This window comes from Streptomyces sp. NPDC006140, from assembly GCF_040628815.1.
GTDB lineage: Bacteria > Actinomycetota > Actinomycetes > Streptomycetales > Streptomycetaceae > Streptomyces.
This window is the reverse complement of the sequence record NZ_JBEXTS010000016.1, coordinates 26,044-45,025: the sequence shown is the minus strand read 5'-3', so window position 1 is coordinate 45,025 and position 18,982 is coordinate 26,044. Positions and strand designations below refer to the sequence as shown.

Here is an 18,982-nt window from a genome sequence, read left to right as displayed (position 1 = left end):
GGGCCGGGTCCGGTCCGGCGGCGCCGGTCACGGCAGGGAGGGCCAACCGTTTTCCGGCTCTGATCCCGTACAACCTCTGCCCGGCGTGGGGTGTCTTTCCCTCCGTGGGGTGACCACCCCTTCGACTCGTTCCAACGGGGGAACACATGAGCCTGATCCGCAAGCACACCCGCCGCGGCACGACCGCGGCCCTCACCCTCCTGATGGCGGCGACTCTGGGCGCCGTCGGCGCCGGGTCGTCGAGCGCGGGCACCGCCGCGCCCGAGACGCGGCAGATCGCCTCGTCCACGCTCGGCTCCGACTACAAGATCACTCTCACCGCGCTGCGTTCGCCGGAGGACGAGTACGCCGCCTCCGTGCGCCTGCAGGTCTACACGCAGTCCGGCGGCAGCTGGAAGGAGTCGGACCGGGTGACCGTGGGCGGCGTGGACGGCTGGTTCTGGTACCCGCTCACCGGCAAGGGCGCCGTCTGCGAGTTCTCCACCGCGAGCAGCGAGCCCGCGCCGCTGACGGTGAGCCTGCTGCTCACGCCGTCCCTCGGCTGCTCCGAGCCGGCGCACTACGTCGTGAAGGAAGGCAGGGTGTACGCCGGCTGAACCGCCCTCGCAGGACACGGCCCGGACCCCGCCGGGAGGGTGGGGTCCGGGCCGTGCGGGCCGGTCGTGCTCAGCCGCCGTTCAGGCGTGCGCGCAGCAGCCCCTTGCCCAGTTCGGCACCCTTGCGGCTGTCCGCCTGGGCCTTGCGGAACAGGTCCGCGACCTCGGTGTCCTTGGCGCGCTCCGCGTCCTGGATGTAGCTCTCCAGACGCAGGGCGTTGCTCAGGCACGCCTCGACGTACCAGATCAGGTTGTAGTCCTTGTCCTGCGTACCGGTCACGCCGCCGGTCTCCGTCTCGCTGGTCATTCGGACCTCCTTCTCGCGGAGCGGACCTCTTCAGGCGCCGGACGGGTACCCGTCCTCCGCACGGGCACACAGCCCTTCACGGTCACGCTTGGTGACCAGCCGATCACGCCCTTCCTGAGTGGCGGGGCAGACCCGTACGCATCGCCAACTCCCCTCCCCCGCACGGCAATCCCGACAGTTGCCACAGATACGAACAGACACCGAGCACTTTCGGAACGAAGTGGCGTTCCACCGTGCGAGACCGGTCGATGACGGTGTGTACTGTGCTGCGGGTGGCTCGCCAGAGCACCCCGGACCCAGCCCTGCCCGACTCCCACTGGAATCGACTCGATGATCGCTTTGCCGGACCTGGTCGTCGGTGGTCTCGCCGTCGGCACGCTGTCCGCGTTCGCCCTCGGCGGCGGGCTGCTGCGCTCCCGGCGGCACCTGGCCGCGCAGCGCGCCAAGACGGCCGCGCTGCGGGCGCAACTCGACGGCACCTCACGGGCGTTCACCGCCGAGGTCGAGCATCTGGCGACGCGGCGCGTGCCCGCCGCGGCCCGGCAGGCCGCGCATCCGCACGTCGCCGTGCCCGGCCCGCTGAACCCGCAACTGGCCGGCTCGCCCCTGGAAGCGGCGCTGGAGCAGGTGCTGACGGGGGTGCAGGCCGAACTCGCCGCGCAGCGCACCCGGATCGACGCGGCGGCGCAGGCCGGGATGCGCGGGGCCACCCGGGAGATCCAGGCGGCGCTGTACCGGCTCCAGGACGCCCTGCGCGGACTCCAGCAGCGCTACGACGACCCCGAGCTGGCGCAGACCCTGTTCGAACTGGACCACGAGAACGAGCAGTCGCTGCGCCGCGCGCAGATCGCCGCGGTGGTGTGCGGGGCCTGGGTCGGGCTGGCCCGGGAGGAGTCCCACCTCGTGGACGCGGTGACGGGCGGTCAGGCCCGGCTCGCGGGCTACCAGCGCGTCAAAGTGGGCAACCACCTGCCGGCGGGCACCGCCCTGGTGTCCCACGCCGTGGAGCCGGTCGCCATCATCGTCGCCGAACTGCTCGACAACGCGCTGCGGCACTCCGCGCCCGACACCGAGGTCGTGGTCAACCTGGAGGCCGTCCACCACGGTGTCTGCGTCACCGTCGACGACGCCGGGCTCGGCATGACGCAGGACGAACGCGCCCGCGCCCAGCGGCTGGTGGGCGGCAGCGAACCGATTCTGCTGACCGAGCTGGGCGACCCGCCGCGCATGGGACTCGCCGCCGTCGGACAGCTGACCCGGCAGTTCGATCTGAGCGTGGACCTGTCCTCCCCGTCCCCGTACGGCGGCGTGCGGGCCGTGCTGCTGATCGACAGCCACCTGCTGACCCGGATCGACCCGGAGGAACTGCCACCCGCGGCGAGCGCCCCACGGTCGACCCGCAGGACGCCGGCACGGGACACGCCGAGCGGCCCGACGTCACCCGCCCCGGCCACCGCGCCCGGCGGTGCCGGACCGACGTCACCCGCCCCGGCCACCACGCCCGGCGGTGCCGGACCGGAGGCGTCGGCGCCGGCCACCGCGCCCGACGGACCCCGGCCGGCCACGACCCCCCGGGACGAACCGCACCCCGCCTCCACCGCAACCCCCACGTCCCCCGCAGCCACCGCAGCCGCCGGCGCTCCCAGCACTCCCACCACCCCGAGCACCCCCACCACCCCCGGCGACGATCACGGCTACGGCACGGAACACGTCGACCCGGCCTCCACCCCGGCCTCCGGCCACCCCGGCCCGCGTGACAGCGGCGGCCTCCCCCAGCGGCGCCGCCGCAGCCGGACCGCCGGCCCGGCCGACGCGCCCGCGGCGGCACCGCGCCGCCGCCCCGAGGAGTCCGCCGCCGCCCTCGGCGCCCTCCAGTCCGGCACGGCGGCGGCCCGTTCCGCCGCCGCTCCGAACACCGGGGCCGTCCCAGCCGTATCTGAGGGTGCCCCGGCCACGACCACGGCCGGAACGGCAGCCGACGACACCGGCCACGGCCGGAACGACGACGAAGGGGGAACGGCTCGATGAGCAGCCGCGCAACGGGGGACACGGCATGGGTGCTCGAACCGGTCCTGGAGGTGCCGCACGTCGTGGCCGCCGTCCTGCTCACCCGGGACGGGCTCGTGACGGGCTACACGGACGCGCTGTCGCAGCCGTCGGCCGAGCGGGTCGCGGCGATCACCAGCACGGTGCAGGGCGCCTGCCGCACCGCCGCGGCGGCGTTCGCCGACACCGACCGGGCCGACATCCGGCAGGTCGTCATCGAGTCGGACCACGGCTATGTGCTCATCGTGCCGACGGACCACGGCACCTGCGTGGCCGCGTACGGCGATCCCGAAGTGCGGCTGGACCTGCTCGCCCACCGGGTCCACTCGCAGGTGGCGCGGCTGGGCGAGAAGGCGATGGCCGCCGGAGCCCGAGGTGCCGACGGCGACGCGCCGGCATGACCGGCCGCCGAGGCGGCCGTCCCCTGGTTCCCGCGTACCTGTCGACCGGCGGGGTGGCGCGGCCCAGCCGCGCCCACCTGGAGCGGCTGTCGGTCCTCACCCGCAGCGGTGAGCGGGCCCCGGCCGATCTGCCCGCCGCCCAGGCGGCGCTGCTGGACGAACTGGAGCACGGGTCGCTGACGGTGGTGGAGGCCGCGGCCCTGCTGCGGCTGCCGGTCTCGGCGGTACTCGTGCTGGCCGCCGACCTCATCGACCGCGACCTGGCGCTGGCGCGCGCGCCGATCCCGCCCGCCCGGCGCTTCGACCCCGACCTGCTGAAGAGAGTGGCCGATGGCCTCCGCGACCTCAAGCACCGTTGACGAGCGGCCCGGCGGTGCGGGCATCCACCTGCCCGACACCGCCCGGGACCTGGTGAAGATCCTGGTGACCGGGCCCTTCGGGGTGGGCAAGACGACCCTGATCCGGTCCGTCTCGGAGATCCGCCCGCTGCACACCGAGGAGCCGCTGAGCGAAGCGTCCGCGCGGGTGGACGATCTCGCCGGGGTGCGGGACAAGTCGACCACCACGGTCGCCATCGACTTCGGCCGGATCAGCCTGCCGGGCGGGATCGTGCTGTACCTGTTCGGCACCCCCGGCCAGGAGCGGTTCCGGGCGTTGTGGGACGACATCGCCCACGGGGCGCTCGGCGCGCTCGTCCTGGTCGACGCCCGCCGGATCGACGCCTCCTTCGACGTGCTCGGGCTGGTGGAGGAGTCCGGACTGCCGTACGCGGTCGCCTTCAACACCTTCCCGGACGCGCCCCGCCACCACACGCCCGAGCAGTTGCGCGCCGCCCTGGACCTGGAACCCACGACGCCGATGGTGACCTGCGACGCGCGGGAGGCGGACTCCTGCGTCGACGCCCTGCTCGCGCTGGTCCAGCACCTGATCGACCACCACCCCCCGGAGCACCGGTGACCCACCCGTCCCCCGCCGAGCAGGCCTTCTCCCGCACGGCGCCCGTCCGCCTCTGGGAGGACGGCTTCGCCCGCGACCCCCGCCCCTACTACGCCGCCCTGCGCGCCCACGGCCCGGTCGGCTGGGCGGAACTCGCGCCCGGTGTGCCGGCGTACGTCGTGACCGACCGGCGGGCGGCGCTGGACCTGCTGCACGACACGAAGACGTTCTCGCGCGATCCCCGGCCGTGGGAGGCGACCGTCCCCGACGACTCGCCGGTGCTCGGCATGATGCGCTGGCGGCCCAACACCCTGTTCGCCGACGGCGCGGCCCACCTGCGCTACCGCACCTCGCTGATCGACGCCTTCGACCTGGTGGAGCCGCACGACCTGCGGGCCCGGGTGCACCGGGCGGTGCACCTGCTGGTGAGCCGGATCGGGCCGCGGGGCGAGGCCGACCTGGTCGGCGAGTTCACCAGGCCGCTGATGGCGCTGGTGTTCAACAGCCTGTTCGGGATGCCGGACAGCGCGAGCGACCGGCTGGACGCCGCGATCGGCAAGGTGGTCGAGGGCGGCGCCCGGTCCGCGGAGGGCGAGGCCGAGTACGCCGGATACGTGCTGGAGCTGATCGCGGCCAAGACCGCCCGGCGCGGCGAGGACCTGCCGAGCTGGCTGCTGGACCATCCGGCGGGGCTGACGCCCGAGGAGGTCACCTGGCAGGTGTTCCTCACGCTCGGCGCGGGCTACGAGCCGACGTCCAACCTGCTGTCCAACGCGCTGTCCAGGATCCTCGGCAACCCCGCCTTCTACTCGACGCTGACCAGCGGCGCCCGGCCCGTGACCGAGGCGGTGCTGGACGTCCTGCACCACGAGACGCCGCTCGCCAACTTCGGCGTCCACTACGCCCGCACGCCCGTCGACTTCCACGGCGTGTGGATCAGGGCCGCGGTGCCCGTGGTGATCTCGTACGGGGCGCTCACCCAGGCCGCCGAGGAGGAACGCGTCGAGGACCGCCGCCCGGGTGACGCCTCCCACCTGTCCTGGTCGGCGGGGCCGCACGCCTGCCCCGTCCGGCAGCCCACGCTGCTCATCGCCACGGAGGCGATCGAACGGCTCACCCAGTGGCTGCCCGACCTGGAACCGGTGCTGCCCCGCGAGGGCCTCACCTGGCGGCCCGGCCCCTTCCACCGCTCGCTGACTGCGCTGCCCGTCCGTTTCAGCCCCCGCTCCCCCGACCAGCCTGGAGGACGTCCGTGACCGTGACCGACCGCATCGCCCTCGACCCGCTGGGCGCCGACATCGCCGGCGAGAGCGCCCGGCTGCGCGCCCTCGGCCCGATCGTGCCGGTGGAGCTGCCCGGCGGCATCCCTGCCTGGGCGCCCACGCGGTACGACACGCTGAAGGAACTCATCCTCGACCCGCGGGTCAGCCGGGACCCGCGACTGCACTGGCGGCTGTGGCCCGAGGTCGGCGAGCATCCGTCCTGGGGCTGGATCCTGGGCTGGGTGGGCGTGGTCAACATGCTCTCCACCTACGGCGCCGACCACACCCGGCTGCGCAAGCTGGTGGCGCCCAGCTTCACGCACCGGCGCACCGAGGCGATGCGGCCCCGCGTGGAGGCGATCACGGCGGAGCTGCTGGACGCGCTCGACGCCGCGGGCGACGAGGTCGTGGACCTCAAGGAGGGGTTCGCCCATCCGCTGCCGATGCGGATCATCTGCGAACTGTTCGGCGTGCCGGACGCGTTACGGCAGGACATGGTCCGGCTCGTCGCGGCCATCATGGACACCTCCGACCCGAGCCCGGAGCACGCGGCGTCCGTGCAGCGGCAGATCGGCACGGTGCTGCCCGCGCTGATCGCGCACAAGGCGGCGCACCCCGGTGACGACATGACCACCGAGCTGATCCGGGTCCGGGACGAGGACGGCGACCGGCTCAGCGACGAGGAGCTGCTGTACACGCTGCTGCTGGTCATCGGCGCCGGGTTCGAGACGACGGTCAACCTCATAGGCAACGCGGCCGTCGCCCTGCTGCGCCGCCCCGAGCAGCTGGCGGCCGTGCGCTCCGGGGAGATCGGCTGGGACGCCGTCGTCGACGAGACGCTGCGCGCGCACCCGTCGATCGCGTCGCTGCCGCTCCGGTTCGCGGTCACCGACCTCACCGTCGGCGGCGTCGCGATCCCGGCCGGGGACGCCATCATCACGACGTACGCCGCCGCGGGACTGGATCCGGAGCACTACGGGCCGGACGCCGACGTCTTCGACGCCACGCGCGCCGCCGACGACCACCTGTCGTTCGGCATCGGGGTCCACCGCTGCATCGGCGCGCCGCTGGCCCGCCTGGAGGCCCTCACCGCGCTGCCGGCGCTGTTCGGCCGTTTTCCGGACCTGCGCCTGGCCTTCGGCGACGAGGGCCTGCGCCAGGTGCCGTCGTTCATCGCCTTCGGCTGGCAGGAGATCCCGGTGCGGCCGCGGGGCTGAGGCCGCCGGGCGTACGGGCAGGGCGCGGGAGCGCGACCGGTCCCCCGTTCCGGTCGAGCCCCCGCGGTTCCTCGAACTTACGTCCAGGGCCGAGGGCTTGTGAACCGTGTCGATGCCCGCTGCCGGCGCGGCAGGACTCACCCGTGCACAGCCGAGTCCGGATGGCCCTGTTTCGTCCCGCCCGGAGCGTGCCAACCGGTTGTGCGGACGGCGCGTCCGGTCACCGGCGGCGGCGGAAAACCGGCAGGTCGAGGTCGCCCACGGCCAGGTGGGCGAGCACGACCTCGTACAGGTCGGTGCCCGCGGCCAGCAACTGGCGTTCCAGCACCGGTTCGGCGCTGCGGACGTGCTCGCGCACGGTCTGCGCGTGCATGCCCAGGGCCTGCGCGGCCCGTTCGGCGTTGCCCCCGGCGGCGATCCAGGCGCGCAGCGTCCGGCGCGGGTTCCTCGCGTCGGCGTCGAGCCGGCCCAGCAGGTTCTGCGCCCAGGTGCGCACGGCGGGCCCGGACAGCAGGTCGGCCAGGCGCGGCCCCGGGTGCGCGGTGTCGCTCGCGAACTGCGCGTCGGGCAGGCCGATCCGGGTGTTGACCGCCAGGTGGACGACGGCCCGGGCCGTGAGGTCGGCGAAGTCCGTGCCGAGCAGGGTCTCCACGCGTTCCATCCGGGCGCGGACGGTGTTGCGGCTGACGCCGAGGACCTTGGCGGCGTTGACGGCGGTGAACTCCAGGCCCAGGCGGTTGGTGGCGAGGAGTTCGGCGCGGGTGTGGTGCGGCAGGGTGTCGAGCGGACGCAGCAGGCGGGCCGTCCAGCCGCGCAGCGCCGCCGGGTCCATCAGGCGTTCGGGGTGGGTGCGTTCGGCGTACACGGCCGTCTTGTCGGGCCGGAAGTGCGCGACGGCGAGGGCGCTGACGGCCTGTCCGTAGGCGGTGGCGGTGCGCGCGAGGCTCTGCCGGACGCTGCCGCCGAGGAAGAGGTCCGGGTGCCGGCCGACCAGTGACCGCAGGGCGTCGCCGGTGCTCTCGCGGGGGCCGACGACGATCACGTGGCCTTCCATGGCCGGGCAGCGCACGACCAGCGCCTCCTCCCGGGTCCGCTCCAGGCACTCGTCGGCGATGCGGTCCCGGGCGGCGGGATCGGACTCGACGACGTACACGCACGCCGTCTCGGCGTCGAGCAGTCCGGGCCAGAGCCCGGCGGCGACTCGGCGGGCGGCGATGGTGTCCTCGACCATCAGCAGCTGCAGGATGGCCAGGCGCAGGTCGGAGGTGGCCCGCTGGAGCCGGTGTCCGGCCGCGGTCGACTCGCCCGCCGCCAGCAGCAGCTCGATCACCTGGGCGGTGTGCGTGACGACGTCGGCGGCCCGCCGGTCGAAGGGGGCCTCGCGGGAGACGGCGAGGACGCACGCCTGGGACGGGTGTTCCACCCGGACCAGGCGCAGGTGGCGCCCCTGGCCCTCCCACGCGGCGGAGGCGATGCGGCCGGCGGTGATGTCCGCGACGAGGCCGGGGTCGAGCGGGAGCCGGGTGCCGGCGAGGAGGTTCCCGGTGGCGTCCTGCAGGGCGACCGACCCGCGCACGGCGCCGGAGAGCCAGGCGGCGACCCTGCGGACGTCGCGTCCGGCCGGGCGCAGGTGCTCCAGCAGTTCCTCCGCCCACGCCGTACCGGCCGGCGTCTCCTGCCGCCGGTTCCCGTCCTCACGGCCAGCCACCTCGGCCTTCCCCTCGCTCTCCGCGCCGCCTCCGGCACACCGGTCGGGGACGTTACCTCACGTGCGCCGACCTCTCGTTCCGGTCCGAACGCCGAACGGCACACGCCCTCTTCCCGGCGCCCCCTCGGCTGCCTGCCCGCGCACGGCCCGCGCGGCAGGCAGCCCCGGTACCCCGCCTGCTCGGCCCCCGCACACGGGCGGCATAAGCTCGACGGATGGCGAAGTACTACGACGTGCACCCCGACAACCCCCAGCCGCGCACCATCGGCCAGATCGCCGACAGCATCCGTGCGGACGCCCTGGTCGCCTACCCCACGGACTCCTGCTACGCGCTCGGCTGCCGCCTGGGCAGCCGTGACGGCATCGACCGGATCCGCACGATCCGCAAGCTGGACGACCGGCACCACTTCACCCTCGTGTGCCAGGACTTCGCGCAGCTCGGCCAGTTCGTGCGGGTCGACAACGACGTGTTCCGCGCGATCAAGGCGTCGACACCCGGCAGCTACACCTTCATCCTGCCCGCGACGAAGGAGGTGCCGCGCATGCTGCAGCACCCGAAGAAGAAGACGGTCGGGGTGCGGATCCCCGACCACGTCGTCACGCAGGCGCTGCTCGCCGAACTGGGCGAGCCGCTGCTGTCGAGCACCCTGCTGCTGCCGGGCGAGGAGGAGCCGATGACGCAGGGCTGGGAGATCAAGGACCTCCTCGACCACGTGCTGGACGGCGTGGTCGACTCCGGTGACTGCGGCACCGAGCCGACGACGGTCATCGACTTCTCCGGCGGGGAGGCCGAGATCGTGCGGCGCGGCGCGGGCGACATCTCACGGTTCGAGTAAGGCGGCACCGCACGGTTCGGGTAAAGGGCGCGCCAAGGGCCGTTCACGGTTGCGCCGCGTGCCGTGGGGTGGGCGAAATGCCCCGGAAGGGGCGTGCCACGATGACCGTGATCCGCCCGGTCCACGCGGACGGGTTCCTACCCCCTCCCCCGCAGAGAGGCAGCCCAGCCATGACCGCCGTACAGGGAACCGCTGTCGACATCCCCACCGAGGACGGCACCGCCGACGCGTATCTGGCCCGTCCCGCCGACGGGGCCGCCCACCCGGCGGTCCTGCTCTTCATGGACGCCTTCGGGCTGCGTCCGCAGCTGCGGTCGTTGGCCGACCGGCTGGCCGCCGAGGGCTACACGGTGCTGGTGCCGAACGTGTTCTACCGGCACGGCCGCGCTCCCCTGTTCGATCTGCCCGAGTTCATCGACCCGGGGGCGCGTCCGGAGATATTCGAGCGGATCGCGCCGGTCATGCGGGACCTGACGAACGAGCGGGCGATGCGGGACGCCGGTGCCTACCTGCGGTGGCTGGCCGAGTCCCCCGCCGTGACGGACGGGCCGGTCGCGCTCACCGGGTACTGCATGGGCGCCCGTCTGTCGCTGCTCACCGCCGGTACGTATCCGGAGCGGGTCGCGGCCGCGGCGGGCTTCCACGGCGGACGGCTGGCGACGGACGCGCCGGACAGCCCTCACCTGGTGGCCGGCCGGGTCACCGCCGAGCTGTACTTCGGCCACGCCGACCAGGACCCGTCGCTGCCGCCGGAGCAGATCGAGCGCCTGGAGGAGGCCCTGACGGCGGCGGGCGTCCGCCACCGGTGCGAGGTGTACACCGGCGCGCCCCACGGTTTCACGCAGAAGGACACCGCTTCCTACCACCAGGAGGGCGAGGAGCGGCACTGGGTGGCTCTGCTCGACCTGCTGAAGCGCACATTCTGACCCCAATCGACTCCCCGTCGGCAGAAGTTGCCGCCCTACCGTCGGTAAGGGCTTGCTCGCGCCCGATCCCTGCGCGTAGACCTTGCTGGACACAGCCGTGACTCGGGGGGAGTTGGCTCATGGACGGCACGGTCGAGGGGTTCCGCTACGGTGCGGTGACCCCGGTGGCGGCGTATGTGATGGCCTGTCTGGGCGGGGCGCTGGGGCTGCGGTGCATCGTGCGCTCGCTGCTGAACGCGCGGTCGTGGAAGCCGGGCTGGCTGGCGTTAGGCGCCGCCTCCATCGGATGCGGCATCTGGACGATGCACTTCATCGCCATGATCGGCTTCCACGTGGAGGAGACCCGGGTCCGGTACGACGCGGCCACGACGGTGCTCAGTCTCGTCGTGGCCGTCGTCGTGGTGGGCGTCGGCGTCTTCATCGTCGGCTACCGCGGCACGGGCGGCGCGACCCTGGCGGTCGCGGGTGTCGTCACCGGGCTGGGCGTCGCGGTCATGCACTACCTGGGCATGGCGGCGATGCGGCTGAACGGCGACATCGGCTACGACCCGCTCGGGGTCACGCTGTCCGTGCTGATCGCCATCGCCGCCGCGACCGCCGCGCTCTGGGCGGCCGTCACGGTCCGCGGCCTGTGGACGAGTCTCGGGGCGAGCCTGGTGATGGGCGTGGCGGTGTCCGGGATGCACTACACGGGCATGGCCGCCGTCAGCGTCCATGTGCACGACGCCCCCGGCGGGACGTGGGCCGGTGAGTCGCCGCTGTCGCTGCTGCTGCCCATGCTGCTGGGGCCGGTCGTCTTCCTGCTGCTGGCCGGGGTCGTGGTGATGTTCGATCCGCTGCTCGTGCTGGGCGAGCGGCCGTCCCCGTCCCACCCGACGGCCACGGCCGCCAACTCCGTCCCGGCACCGCGCGGTTCGGGGCACGACACGGTGTCGCGCGCCCGCCGGCGGTGAGCAGCCCACCTGCGGGTGGTAGGGAGGCCGGTTGTTACGGTGCCCCGGTGTCTGACTCCTCACGCGATACCGCCGCAGGCGCCGGCTGGGGCACCGCCGAACGCGGCGACTACCGGCGGCTGATGCCGCAGCGGGTCGAGAAGATCTCCTGGCTCGACCCCAGGATGCTGTGGGCGGCCCGCAACGGCGTACTGGCCTCCTGGTTCGGCGACCCCACCGGCCGGACGCGCGCCCGGTGGGTGGCACAGCGCGAGGCCGCCGGGGCACCGGCCGACAAGGTGATCCGGCGCGACGACCCGGACCGGTTCTCGTTCCTGGTCATCGGCGACACCGGCGAGGGCGACGACCCCCAGTACGCCGTGGTGCCCGGCTTCCTGAAGACCGGTCAGGACACCCGTTTCGCCATCCTGGCCAGTGACGTGATCTACCCGGTGGGCAGCGCGGACGACTACGGCACCAAGTTCTTCCGCCCGTACCGGGACTACCGCGCGCCGATCTACGCGATACCCGGCAACCACGACTGGTACGAGGATCTCGGCGGCTTCATGCGCGTCTTCTGCGACGACGCCCCGCCCCTGCCGCCCGCACCCCGGCCCCGCCCCCTGAGCCGGGCCTGGGTACGGTCGCTGCTGTGGCACCGACCACGCCCGGACGACGGCCAGCGCCTCGACAAAGCAAGACAGTTGCGCTCGGCGCCCGGCCAACGGGCCGTCCAGCCGGGGCCCTACTGGGCGATCGACGCGGGGCCGGTGCGGATCATCGGCATCGACACCGGTCTGCTCGGCAGGCTCGACACCGAACAGGGCGCCTGGCTGCGGAAGATCTCCCAGGGGCACCGCCCGAAGATCCTGATCACCGGATCGCCGCTGTACGTGGACGGCCGGCACGAGCCGTGCGCCATCGAAGGGGGCGGCACGGTCGACGACATCGTGCGCGACCCGGCGCACCACTACGTGGCGGCGATCGGCGGCGACATCCACAACTACCAGCGCTATCCGGTCCGGCTGGACGACGGGCGTACCCTCCAGTACGTGGTCGCGGGCGGCGGCGGGGCGTTCATGCACGCCACCCACACCATCCCCCGCGTCGACGTCGCCGGCGTCACCGAGCGGGACTTCCGCTGCTACCCGCTGCGCGGCGACTCGCTCGCCTTCTACAGCCGGCTCTACGGCCGCCGTATGCGCCTGCCCCGCTTCTTCACGCTCACCGAGGCGGAGGCGACCGCCGTGATCGCCGAGCGCCTGGGCATCACGCCCGCGCGCACCCCGGACGCCTCGACCCGGGTCACCCGGCGCGTGCGGCTGGTCGCCGGGCTGCTCGGCACCGGCCGCCGCCCCGACCGGGCCAAGCGGTTCCGGCTGCCCGTGCGGAAGATCTACACTTCGTTGTTCTCGCCGAGTTCGGCGACGTACAGTCCGCCGTTCTTCAAGTGCTTCCTGCGCCTGGACGTCTCCCCGGAGGCGGTCCGGCTGCGCTGCTACGCGGCCACGGGCAACCGCGTCCAGGAGATCGACCCGCCGATCGAGGACGAGGTGACGATCCCGCTGTCCTGACCCGCCGCGGCGGGAACAGCGCGAGGCTCCGCCGAGTTGGCACAGCCATAAGCCATTGAACGTTCAATGATGGAGGGCCCGTGTCACCGACTCCGCGACCGCTGCGCAAGCTGGGTTTCCTGACCATCGGGCTGTTCGACGAGGCGGATCCGCGCCGGGGCCACGAGTCGACGCTGGAGATCATCGAGCTGGGGGAACGGCTCGGCTTCGACAGCGCGTGGCTGCGCCACCGCCATCTCCAGTACGGCATCTCCTCCCCCGTCGCAGTGCTGGCCGCCGCCTCCCAGCGCACCCGCCGCATCGAACTCGGCACGGCGGTCACCCCGCTCGGCTGGGAGAACCCCTTGCGCCTCGCGGAGGACCTGGCCACCGTCGACCTGCTCTCGGGCGGCCGGCTCAACCCGGGCGTGAGCGTGGGCCCGCCGATGCACTTCGACGAGGTCAAGGGCGCCCTCTACCCGGGCACGGCCGACGCCGAGGACTTCGGCTACGGGCGGGTGGAGCGGCTGCTGGACTTCGTGCGGGGCGAGCCGGCGACGGACTTCAGGGGCGTGGAGGGCTTCGAGACCTTCTCGGACCGGGTGCAGCCGCACTCCCCCGGCCTCGGCCGGCGCCTGTGGTACGGCGGCGGCAGCCTGCGGTCGGCCCGGTGGGCGGGCGAGCACGGCATGAACCTCCTCACCAGCAGCGTCGTGAAGGCCGAGGACCCCGAGGGCCCGTACGACTTCGCGGAGATCCAGCTGGCCCAGATCCGGGCCTTCCGAGCCGCCCACCCCGACGGCGAGGCGGCCCGGGTCTCGCAGGGCCTGGTCGTCATCCCCACGGACTCGGCCTCGGCGGAACAGCGCGCCCGGTACGAGGAGTACGCCGCCCGGCGCACCCCGCGCACGGCGGAACCGCAAGGTCCGGCACGGCTGCTGTTCGCGCCGGACCTGGTCGGCACCTCGGCGGAGATCGCCGAGCGGCTGCACGCGCACGCGGCGTTCCGGGAGGTGGACGAGGTGGCGTTCGCACTGCCGTTCACCTTCGCGCACGAGGACTACGCGCAGATCCTCACCGACATGGCGACGAAACTCGGCCCGGCGCTGGGGTGGCGGCCCGCCGCCTGACTCTCACCAGCGGCCGGGCTCGCTCCCGGTGATCGCCTCCGAGGGCGTGCCGTCCACCCCGGTCGGCACGTCCCCGGCGAGCATCACCCGGTGCATGATCCGCGGGTGGTCGAGGTGGGCGGTGTCGCTCGGGGCCAGATGCATCGTGGCGCGGTTGTCCCAGAAGGCCACGCTGCCCGGCTCCCAGCGGAACCGGACGGTGTACTCGGGCCGGACCGCCTGCTCCAGCAGCAGCTGGAGGATCGCGCTGCTCTCGGGCCGGGAGAGGCCGGCGATCTGCTCGACGTAGTAGCCGTTGACGTACAGGATCCGCTCGCCCGTCTCGGGGTGGACGCGCACCAGGGGGTGCACCGAGGCCACCTGGCGGTCCAGCAGGTGGCGGACGTAGGCGTCGTCGCCGGGGCGGGGCTGGTAGCCGACGCCGAGCCGGTGCTCGGCGCGCAGTCCGTCGACGAACTCCCGCAGCGGCGCGGAGAGTCCGGCGTATGCCGCCGCCAGGTTCGCCCAGGTGGTGTCGCCGCCGTAGGGCGGGACGGACTCGGCGCGCAGGATCGTGGCGGCGGGCGGGTCGACACGGGCGCCGTGGTCGCAGTGCCAGCCGCGCAGCAGGGTGTGGCGGCGGCGCCGCAGCCACTCGTCGTGCTCCATGCCGTAGCGCCCGCCCAGCTCCAGCCGGTCGGCGGTCGTCTCGATCTCGGGGACGTCCGGCGGCGAGGCCTTGCCGCGCCGCGGCAGTACGACCGGCTCCCCGAACCGCCGCGCGAACGCCACGTGCCCGGCGTGGTCCAGCCGTTGCCCCCGGAAGAACACCACCTTCCACCGCAGCACCGCCGCCCGGATCGCGGCGACCACCGCGTCGTCGAGGTCCGCGGCCAGATCGACTCCGCTGATCTCGGCCCCGATGTACCCGGCGACCGGCCTCACCTCCACCCCGGCCTCCCGCGCCGCCTCGTCCGTCGTCCGGTTCTCCGTCGTCATGCGTGCTCCGCTGGTCGTGGGCGTGGTCCGTCCCGGAGATCGTGACAGCGATCGCCGTGCGGGGCGACACCGCGCCCACGCCTCTCACACCTCGAACTCGCGGATCACGACGTCGCGGAAGACCGCCTTCCCGTCGATGGTGAACAGCGCGAGCCCGGTGTCGACCAGGTAGGGGAACACCGCCGACGAGTGCGTGTACCGGCCGTCGTCCACGAACATCTCCACGGAGGTGCGGTCGACCAGGATCCGCAGGCGCACCCTGCGCGCGGACGCGTCGAACGGGCTGCGGCTCTCCTGCCACCTGCCCGACATGTCCGGGGACACGCTGGGGCGTCGGTTCAGGAAGGCGTAGTCGCGGTGGACGCCGGCGTCGATGTGCCGGACGCCGTCCGGGGAACGCCGCAGCTGCAGGCCCGCGCCCGCCGCCTGGTCCCAGGTGATCTCGCAGCTCAGCTCGTACGCGGTGCCGCGGTGGTCGAGGAGGCGGGTGCCCTCCACTTCCAGGTCGCCGAGCCGTACGGTGCGCGAGACGTAGCGGTCGAGCGCGGCGACCGGCCTGGACGCCAGGTGGTACGTGCCGTCGCCCCCGCGTTCCAACGTCACCTCGCGGACGATCGAGTCGGTGCCGTTGAAGCCGTCGCTGTCGATCGTCGGCGTGATGTGGGCGTAGTCCCAGTTGTTCAGCCAGCCGATCGCGTAGCGGGTGCGCTCGTCGAGCGTGCCGTCGGCGTCCCGCTTGTCGAAGGTGACGGCCCCGTACCAGTCCCAGCCGTGGTCGAGCCACTGCGGATCGGCCGCGTCGGCGGTGAAGGCGCTGCCGTCGAAGGAGCCCGTCCAGTACGCGTACGTGTTCGGCAGCCCGGCCCCCTTGCCGTTGGCGCTCACGCCCAGCACCCACTTCGCCGTGCCGTCCGCGGCGCGGATCCGGAACAGGTCGGGGCACTCCAGCACCCCGATGCCGCCGCGCACGAAGCCGCTCACGTACGTCCAGGACTTGAGGTCGGCGGAGTGGTAGAAGCCGACCTTGTCGTTCTCGGCGAGGGTCATCACCCACCGGCCGCGTTCCTCGTCGCGGATCACCTTCGGGTCGCGGAAGTCGCGCACGCCGGGGTTGGGCAGCACCGGGTCGGTGCCGTGCGGGGTGAACGTGCGGCCGCCGTCCGTCGAGTAGTACAGGTACTGCGCCTGGTCGGCCGGGCCGTCGTGCGGGGACATCGTGGCGAGGACGACGACCGCGCCCGCGCCGAAGCCCGCCGTGTTCCCGCTGTCGACCACCGCCGAGCCCGACCAGACGTCGCCGTTGGGGGTGGTGTCCTTGGGCACGGCGATCCCCTGGTCCGTGAAGGAGACCAGGTCACGGCTGGTGGCCAGGCGCCAGGCGGTGCCGACCTCGCCGGTGAGGTAGTCGGCGTTGTGGAGGTAGTAGTAGTGGTACTCCCCGTCGATCCAGACCGGGCGCTGGGGGTCGTTCTTCCATTGCTCGGGGACGGTGAAGTGGTATGCGGCCCGGTAACTCGCCTGCTTCGTCCGGGGCTTGGCCGCTGCCGGGCCCGCCGCGGGCAGCAGGGTCCCGGCGGCCCCCACGGCCGACCCGGCGAACAGCGCTCTCCTGGTGATCCCGCCCATCACACTCGTTCCTCCCGTCGGTGACATCGGCTCATGGGATCAGGACTTTCGGACCTAACTCGTTAAAGGTCAAGCGGTCGCACGCCTTGACAGGTTCTAGTCGCGCTCACATCATCTGGGCATCAACCCACGGCTAACACGAGTTAGGCCCTTCACACGATGACCGACTCGCACCTCACCCGCCGCGCCCTGCTGCGGTACGGCGCCTACGGGGCGGGAGCCGCCGCCCTGGCGGGCACCGCCGCGAGCTGGGACCGGCTCACCGGAGCCGACATCCCCGGCCGGGACGACGGCTCCCTCGTCGTCGCCACCCTGGGCCCCGCCTACGGGCCGGAGGCCATCCGCACGCTCCAGGAGGGCTTCGCCGAGCTGCACCCCGGCATCAAGCTCCGGATCAACGCGGTCCAGGCCGTCGACTGGTCGGACTTCTTCGCGAAGATCCTCACCCAGGTCGCCGCCGGCACCGCCCCCGACCTCGTCTACGTCGCCACCGAGGGCGTGCAGCTGTTCGCGCAGCGCCTCGGCGTGGCCCTGGACAAGTGGGTGAAGCGGGACGCGGCCGAGCTGAAGGAGTACTTCACCGACGTCCACCCCTCGCTGGTGGAGTCGATGATGTACGAGGGCAGCCTCTACCAGCTGCCGGTGGAGTTCAACGCGGCCGACATGTACTTCAACCGGCAGGTGCTGAAGCGGGCGGGCGCCGCGTTCCCGCCGGCCGACTGGACCCGCGACGACTTCACGGCGCTGCTGCGGGACATGAAGAAGTCGAGCGGCTCCCGCTTCACGCCGTACTTCTGGACCAACCGGCTGTGGGGCGGCGTGGTGCCCTGGCTGTTCGCCAACGGCACCAATCTGCTCGCCGAGTCCAAGGCGCCCGGCGGGCAGTGGCTGTGGGACGGCTTCTACCCGGCCGGGCAGCGCGCGGGCCGCGGCGGCGGTTTCCGCTGGACGACACCGCAGGCCACGCACGACCGGGTGGAGGAGGTCTACGACTATCTGGCCTCGCTCATCCAGGAGGGCCTGTGCACCCGCCCCGAAGGCGGCAACGGCCAGAACCTCATCGGCGTGTTCTCCACCGGCCGGGTCGGCGTCACCCCGGCGGGCGGCTTCTGGGTGGGCGGACTGCACCTGGCGGGCATGGACCGCGACGGGTTCGACGTGCAGTACTTCCCGCGCTGGCGCACCCAGCGCATGCAGTACGGCGCGGCGGGCTACGCGCTGCTGCGCACCTCGAAGATGCAGGACGAGGCGTGGGAGTTCATCAAGTACGCCGCCCGCAGGGACACCCTGGAGCGGCTGTTCACGACGAACCAGACGACCCCGGCGCGCCGCTCGCTGCTGACCGCCGACCGGTACGAGAAGTCCGGCCCGGCGAACTGGCCGGTCTTCTACGACACCCTCGACCGGTTCCCGGACACGGGACCGATCCCGGCGCCGCCGCAGGTCGCCGAGGTCGAGCAGGTGCTGCTGAAGCACACGGGCACGGCGTTGGCCTCGCCGCGCTCGGTGCGTCCCGCGCTGCGCCGGATGCAGGGCGATCTGGAGAAGGCCATGGAGCGTGAGGTATGACGAACACCCAGATACCGCCCGCACGGGCCGCCCGGCCCGGGACGCCGCCGTCCCCGGCCTCGCAGCGGCCCCCGGCGCGCGACCGCGGCACCCGGCTGCTCGCCACGCTGTTCCTGGCCCCGACGATCGTCGGCATCGTCGTCTTCACGGTCGTGCCGATCATCGGCTCGGTCGTGCTGAGCCTCTTCCACTGGAACGTGATCGACTCGCCGTCCTACGCCGGGCTCTCCAACTACGGCGAGGTGTTCGGCGACGAGACCGTGCTGGTGTCCTTCCGCAACACGCTGGTGTTCATGGTGTTCGCGGTGGCGCTGCAACTGCTCGTCGCGCTGGTGCTGGCCCTGGCGGTGAACGGGCGCATGCCCGTGTGGCTGCGGTCGGTGTTCCGCTCGGCGTTCTTCTTCCCGCTGGTGCTGTCCGCCGCGTCCATCTCGGTGGTGATGAAGTACCTGTTCAACCAGGACTTCGGGGTGGTCAACTGGCTGCTCGGCTTCGTCGGCATCGCGCCGGTGCCCTGGCTGACGTCGGAGAACGCGGCCATGGCGACGGTGGTCCTGGTCTACGTCTGGCAGCAGTTCGGCTTCTCGTTCCTGCTGTTCGTCGGCGGGCTGAACAACATCCCCAAGGAGATCCACGAGGCCGCCGCCCTGGACGGCGCGACGGGCCTGCGCAAGCACCTGTCCGTCACGCTGCCGCTGCTGTCGCCGACCCTGCTGGTCGCCTCCGTCGTCGGCATCATCAACGCGCTCCAGGTCTTCGAGCAGCCCTACGTCCTCACCAACGGCGGGCCGGGCGACGCCACCCGCACGGTCGTGATGGTCATCTACGAGAACGCCTTCGAGCAGCTCCGCTTCGGCGAGGCGTCCGCGGTGGGTGTGCTGCTGTTCGTGCTGATCATGGCGGTCACCGCCCTCCAGTTCCGGCTCAGCCGGCGTTTCGTCCACTACCAGTGAGCCGGG

At 72.9% G+C, this 18,982-nt stretch carries 18 protein-coding genes; 14 read left to right on the top strand and 4 right to left on the bottom strand.

Annotated features, from left to right (window positions below):
- Nucleotides 1-146: 146 nt before the first annotated feature.
- Nucleotides 147-596, top strand: a complete 450-nt coding sequence (locus ABZ386_RS33250) for a hypothetical protein (RefSeq protein WP_351345643.1) — start codon at nucleotides 147-149, stop codon at nucleotides 594-596.
- 70 nt (nucleotides 597-666) lie between these two features.
- On the opposite strand, the gene ABZ386_RS33245 is transcribed toward ABZ386_RS33250, so the two are convergent.
- Nucleotides 667-903, bottom strand: a complete 237-nt coding sequence (locus ABZ386_RS33245) for a hypothetical protein (protein WP_030869562.1) — start codon at nucleotides 901-903, stop codon at nucleotides 667-669.
- Between the two features lie 330 nt (nucleotides 904-1,233).
- Between ABZ386_RS33245 and ABZ386_RS33240 the strand changes: the two genes are divergently transcribed.
- The 6 genes from ABZ386_RS33240 to ABZ386_RS33215 are packed head-to-tail and all read left to right on the top strand — an operon-like array spanning nucleotide 1,234 to nucleotide 6,765.
- Nucleotides 1,234-2,931 carry an ATP-binding protein gene (locus ABZ386_RS33240; protein ID WP_358967283.1) on the top strand — a complete coding sequence of 566 codons (1,698 nt, stop codon included), beginning with the start codon at nucleotides 1,234-1,236 and terminating at the stop codon, nucleotides 2,929-2,931.
- Nucleotides 2,928-3,350 carry a roadblock/LC7 domain-containing protein gene (locus tag ABZ386_RS33235; protein WP_114250004.1) on the top strand — a complete coding sequence of 141 codons (423 nt, stop codon included), beginning with the start codon at nucleotides 2,928-2,930 and terminating at the stop codon, nucleotides 3,348-3,350. Before ABZ386_RS33240 ends, ABZ386_RS33235 begins: the two co-directional genes overlap by 4 nt.
- A complete protein-coding gene (locus ABZ386_RS33230) occupies nucleotides 3,347-3,709 on the top strand; it encodes a DUF742 domain-containing protein (RefSeq protein WP_351345636.1) in 363 nt (120 codons plus the stop codon). The genes ABZ386_RS33235 and ABZ386_RS33230 overlap by 4 nt, the downstream gene beginning before the upstream one ends.
- On the top strand, nucleotides 3,681-4,307 hold the full coding sequence (locus ABZ386_RS33225) for an ATP/GTP-binding protein (RefSeq protein WP_355726782.1): 627 nt from the start codon (nucleotides 3,681-3,683) through the stop codon (nucleotides 4,305-4,307). Before ABZ386_RS33230 ends, ABZ386_RS33225 begins: the two co-directional genes overlap by 29 nt.
- Entirely contained in the window at nucleotides 4,304-5,542 is a 1,239-nt protein-coding gene (locus ABZ386_RS33220; RefSeq protein WP_358967280.1) for a cytochrome P450, read from the top strand. Before ABZ386_RS33225 ends, ABZ386_RS33220 begins: the two co-directional genes overlap by 4 nt.
- Nucleotides 5,539-6,765 carry a cytochrome P450 gene (locus tag ABZ386_RS33215; RefSeq protein ID WP_358967277.1) on the top strand — a complete coding sequence of 409 codons (1,227 nt, stop codon included), beginning with the start codon at nucleotides 5,539-5,541 and terminating at the stop codon, nucleotides 6,763-6,765. The genes ABZ386_RS33220 and ABZ386_RS33215 overlap by 4 nt, the downstream gene beginning before the upstream one ends.
- A 220-nt stretch (nucleotides 6,766-6,985) precedes the next feature.
- Here ABZ386_RS33215 and ABZ386_RS33210 read toward each other — a convergent pair whose 3' ends face one another.
- On the bottom strand, nucleotides 6,986-8,473 hold the full coding sequence (locus ABZ386_RS33210) for a helix-turn-helix domain-containing protein (RefSeq protein WP_351345624.1): 1,488 nt from the start codon (nucleotides 8,471-8,473) through the stop codon (nucleotides 6,986-6,988).
- Nucleotides 8,474-8,688: 215 nt separating this feature from the next.
- Here ABZ386_RS33210 and ABZ386_RS33205 point away from each other — a divergent pair, with 215 nt between their 5' ends.
- From ABZ386_RS33205 to ABZ386_RS33185, 5 genes are all read left to right on the top strand, one after another.
- Nucleotides 8,689-9,309, top strand: coding sequence for an L-threonylcarbamoyladenylate synthase (locus tag ABZ386_RS33205; protein WP_198678046.1), 621 nt, complete (start codon nucleotides 8,689-8,691; stop codon nucleotides 9,307-9,309).
- A gap of 170 nt (nucleotides 9,310-9,479) precedes the next feature.
- Complete coding sequence (locus ABZ386_RS33200) at nucleotides 9,480-10,235, top strand: dienelactone hydrolase family protein (protein WP_351345620.1); 756 nt, start codon at nucleotides 9,480-9,482, stop codon at nucleotides 10,233-10,235.
- Nucleotides 10,236-10,354: 119 nt separating this feature from the next.
- Nucleotides 10,355-11,188: an MHYT domain-containing protein gene (locus tag ABZ386_RS33195; RefSeq protein WP_358967275.1), complete on the top strand. Its 834-nt coding sequence runs from the start codon at nucleotides 10,355-10,357 to the stop codon at nucleotides 11,186-11,188.
- Between the two features lie 47 nt (nucleotides 11,189-11,235).
- Entirely contained in the window at nucleotides 11,236-12,741 is a 1,506-nt protein-coding gene (locus ABZ386_RS33190; RefSeq protein WP_358967272.1) for a metallophosphoesterase, read from the top strand.
- 80 nt (nucleotides 12,742-12,821) lie between these two features.
- Nucleotides 12,822-13,850: an LLM class flavin-dependent oxidoreductase gene (locus ABZ386_RS33185; protein ID WP_351345611.1), complete on the top strand. Its 1,029-nt coding sequence runs from the start codon at nucleotides 12,822-12,824 to the stop codon at nucleotides 13,848-13,850.
- 3 nt (nucleotides 13,851-13,853) lie between these two features.
- On the opposite strand, the gene ABZ386_RS33180 is transcribed toward ABZ386_RS33185, so the two are convergent.
- Nucleotides 13,854-14,828, bottom strand: coding sequence for a TauD/TfdA family dioxygenase (locus ABZ386_RS33180; RefSeq protein WP_351345608.1), 975 nt, complete (start codon nucleotides 14,826-14,828; stop codon nucleotides 13,854-13,856).
- A gap of 84 nt (nucleotides 14,829-14,912) precedes the next feature.
- Complete coding sequence (locus ABZ386_RS33175; protein WP_351345605.1) at nucleotides 14,913-16,454, bottom strand: glycoside hydrolase family 32 protein; 1,542 nt, start codon at nucleotides 16,452-16,454, stop codon at nucleotides 14,913-14,915.
- Between the two features lie 159 nt (nucleotides 16,455-16,613).
- On the opposite strand from ABZ386_RS33175, the gene ABZ386_RS33170 reads away from it, so the two are divergent.
- Together ABZ386_RS33170 and ABZ386_RS33165 are read left to right on the top strand one after the other, a co-directional pair.
- Complete coding sequence (locus ABZ386_RS33170; RefSeq protein WP_358967270.1) at nucleotides 16,614-18,023, top strand: extracellular solute-binding protein; 1,410 nt, start codon at nucleotides 16,614-16,616, stop codon at nucleotides 18,021-18,023.
- Nucleotides 18,020-18,976 carry a sugar ABC transporter permease gene (locus tag ABZ386_RS33165; protein ID WP_351345599.1) on the top strand — a complete coding sequence of 319 codons (957 nt, stop codon included), beginning with the start codon at nucleotides 18,020-18,022 and terminating at the stop codon, nucleotides 18,974-18,976. Before ABZ386_RS33170 ends, ABZ386_RS33165 begins: the two co-directional genes overlap by 4 nt.
- Nucleotides 18,977-18,982 lie beyond the last annotated feature (6 nt).

Excerpts from the sequence above, each read along its gene's own strand:
- ABZ386_RS33250 (WP_351345643.1), top strand. The coding sequence starts at position 147 with ATGAGCCTGATCCGCAAGCACACCCGCCGCGGCACGACCGCGGCCCTC.
- ABZ386_RS33245 (WP_030869562.1), bottom strand. The coding sequence starts at position 903 with ATGACCAGCGAGACGGAGACCGGCGGCGTGACCGGTACGCAGGACAAG.
- ABZ386_RS33240 (WP_358967283.1), top strand. The coding sequence starts at position 1,234 with ATGATCGCTTTGCCGGACCTGGTCGTCGGTGGTCTCGCCGTCGGCACG.
- ABZ386_RS33235 (WP_114250004.1), top strand. The coding sequence starts at position 2,928 with ATGAGCAGCCGCGCAACGGGGGACACGGCATGGGTGCTCGAACCGGTC.
- ABZ386_RS33230 (WP_351345636.1), top strand. The coding sequence starts at position 3,347 with ATGACCGGCCGCCGAGGCGGCCGTCCCCTGGTTCCCGCGTACCTGTCG.
- ABZ386_RS33225 (WP_355726782.1), top strand. The coding sequence starts at position 3,681 with ATGGCCTCCGCGACCTCAAGCACCGTTGACGAGCGGCCCGGCGGTGCG.
- ABZ386_RS33205 (WP_198678046.1), top strand. The coding sequence starts at position 8,689 with ATGGCGAAGTACTACGACGTGCACCCCGACAACCCCCAGCCGCGCACC.
- ABZ386_RS33200 (WP_351345620.1), top strand. The coding sequence starts at position 9,480 with ATGACCGCCGTACAGGGAACCGCTGTCGACATCCCCACCGAGGACGGC.
- ABZ386_RS33195 (WP_358967275.1), top strand. The coding sequence starts at position 10,355 with ATGGACGGCACGGTCGAGGGGTTCCGCTACGGTGCGGTGACCCCGGTG.
- ABZ386_RS33180 (WP_351345608.1), bottom strand. The coding sequence starts at position 14,828 with ATGACGACGGAGAACCGGACGACGGACGAGGCGGCGCGGGAGGCCGGG.
- ABZ386_RS33175 (WP_351345605.1), bottom strand. The coding sequence starts at position 16,454 with ATGGGCGGGATCACCAGGAGAGCGCTGTTCGCCGGGTCGGCCGTGGGG.
- ABZ386_RS33170 (WP_358967270.1), top strand. The coding sequence starts at position 16,614 with ATGACCGACTCGCACCTCACCCGCCGCGCCCTGCTGCGGTACGGCGCC.
- ABZ386_RS33165 (WP_351345599.1), top strand. The coding sequence starts at position 18,020 with ATGACGAACACCCAGATACCGCCCGCACGGGCCGCCCGGCCCGGGACG.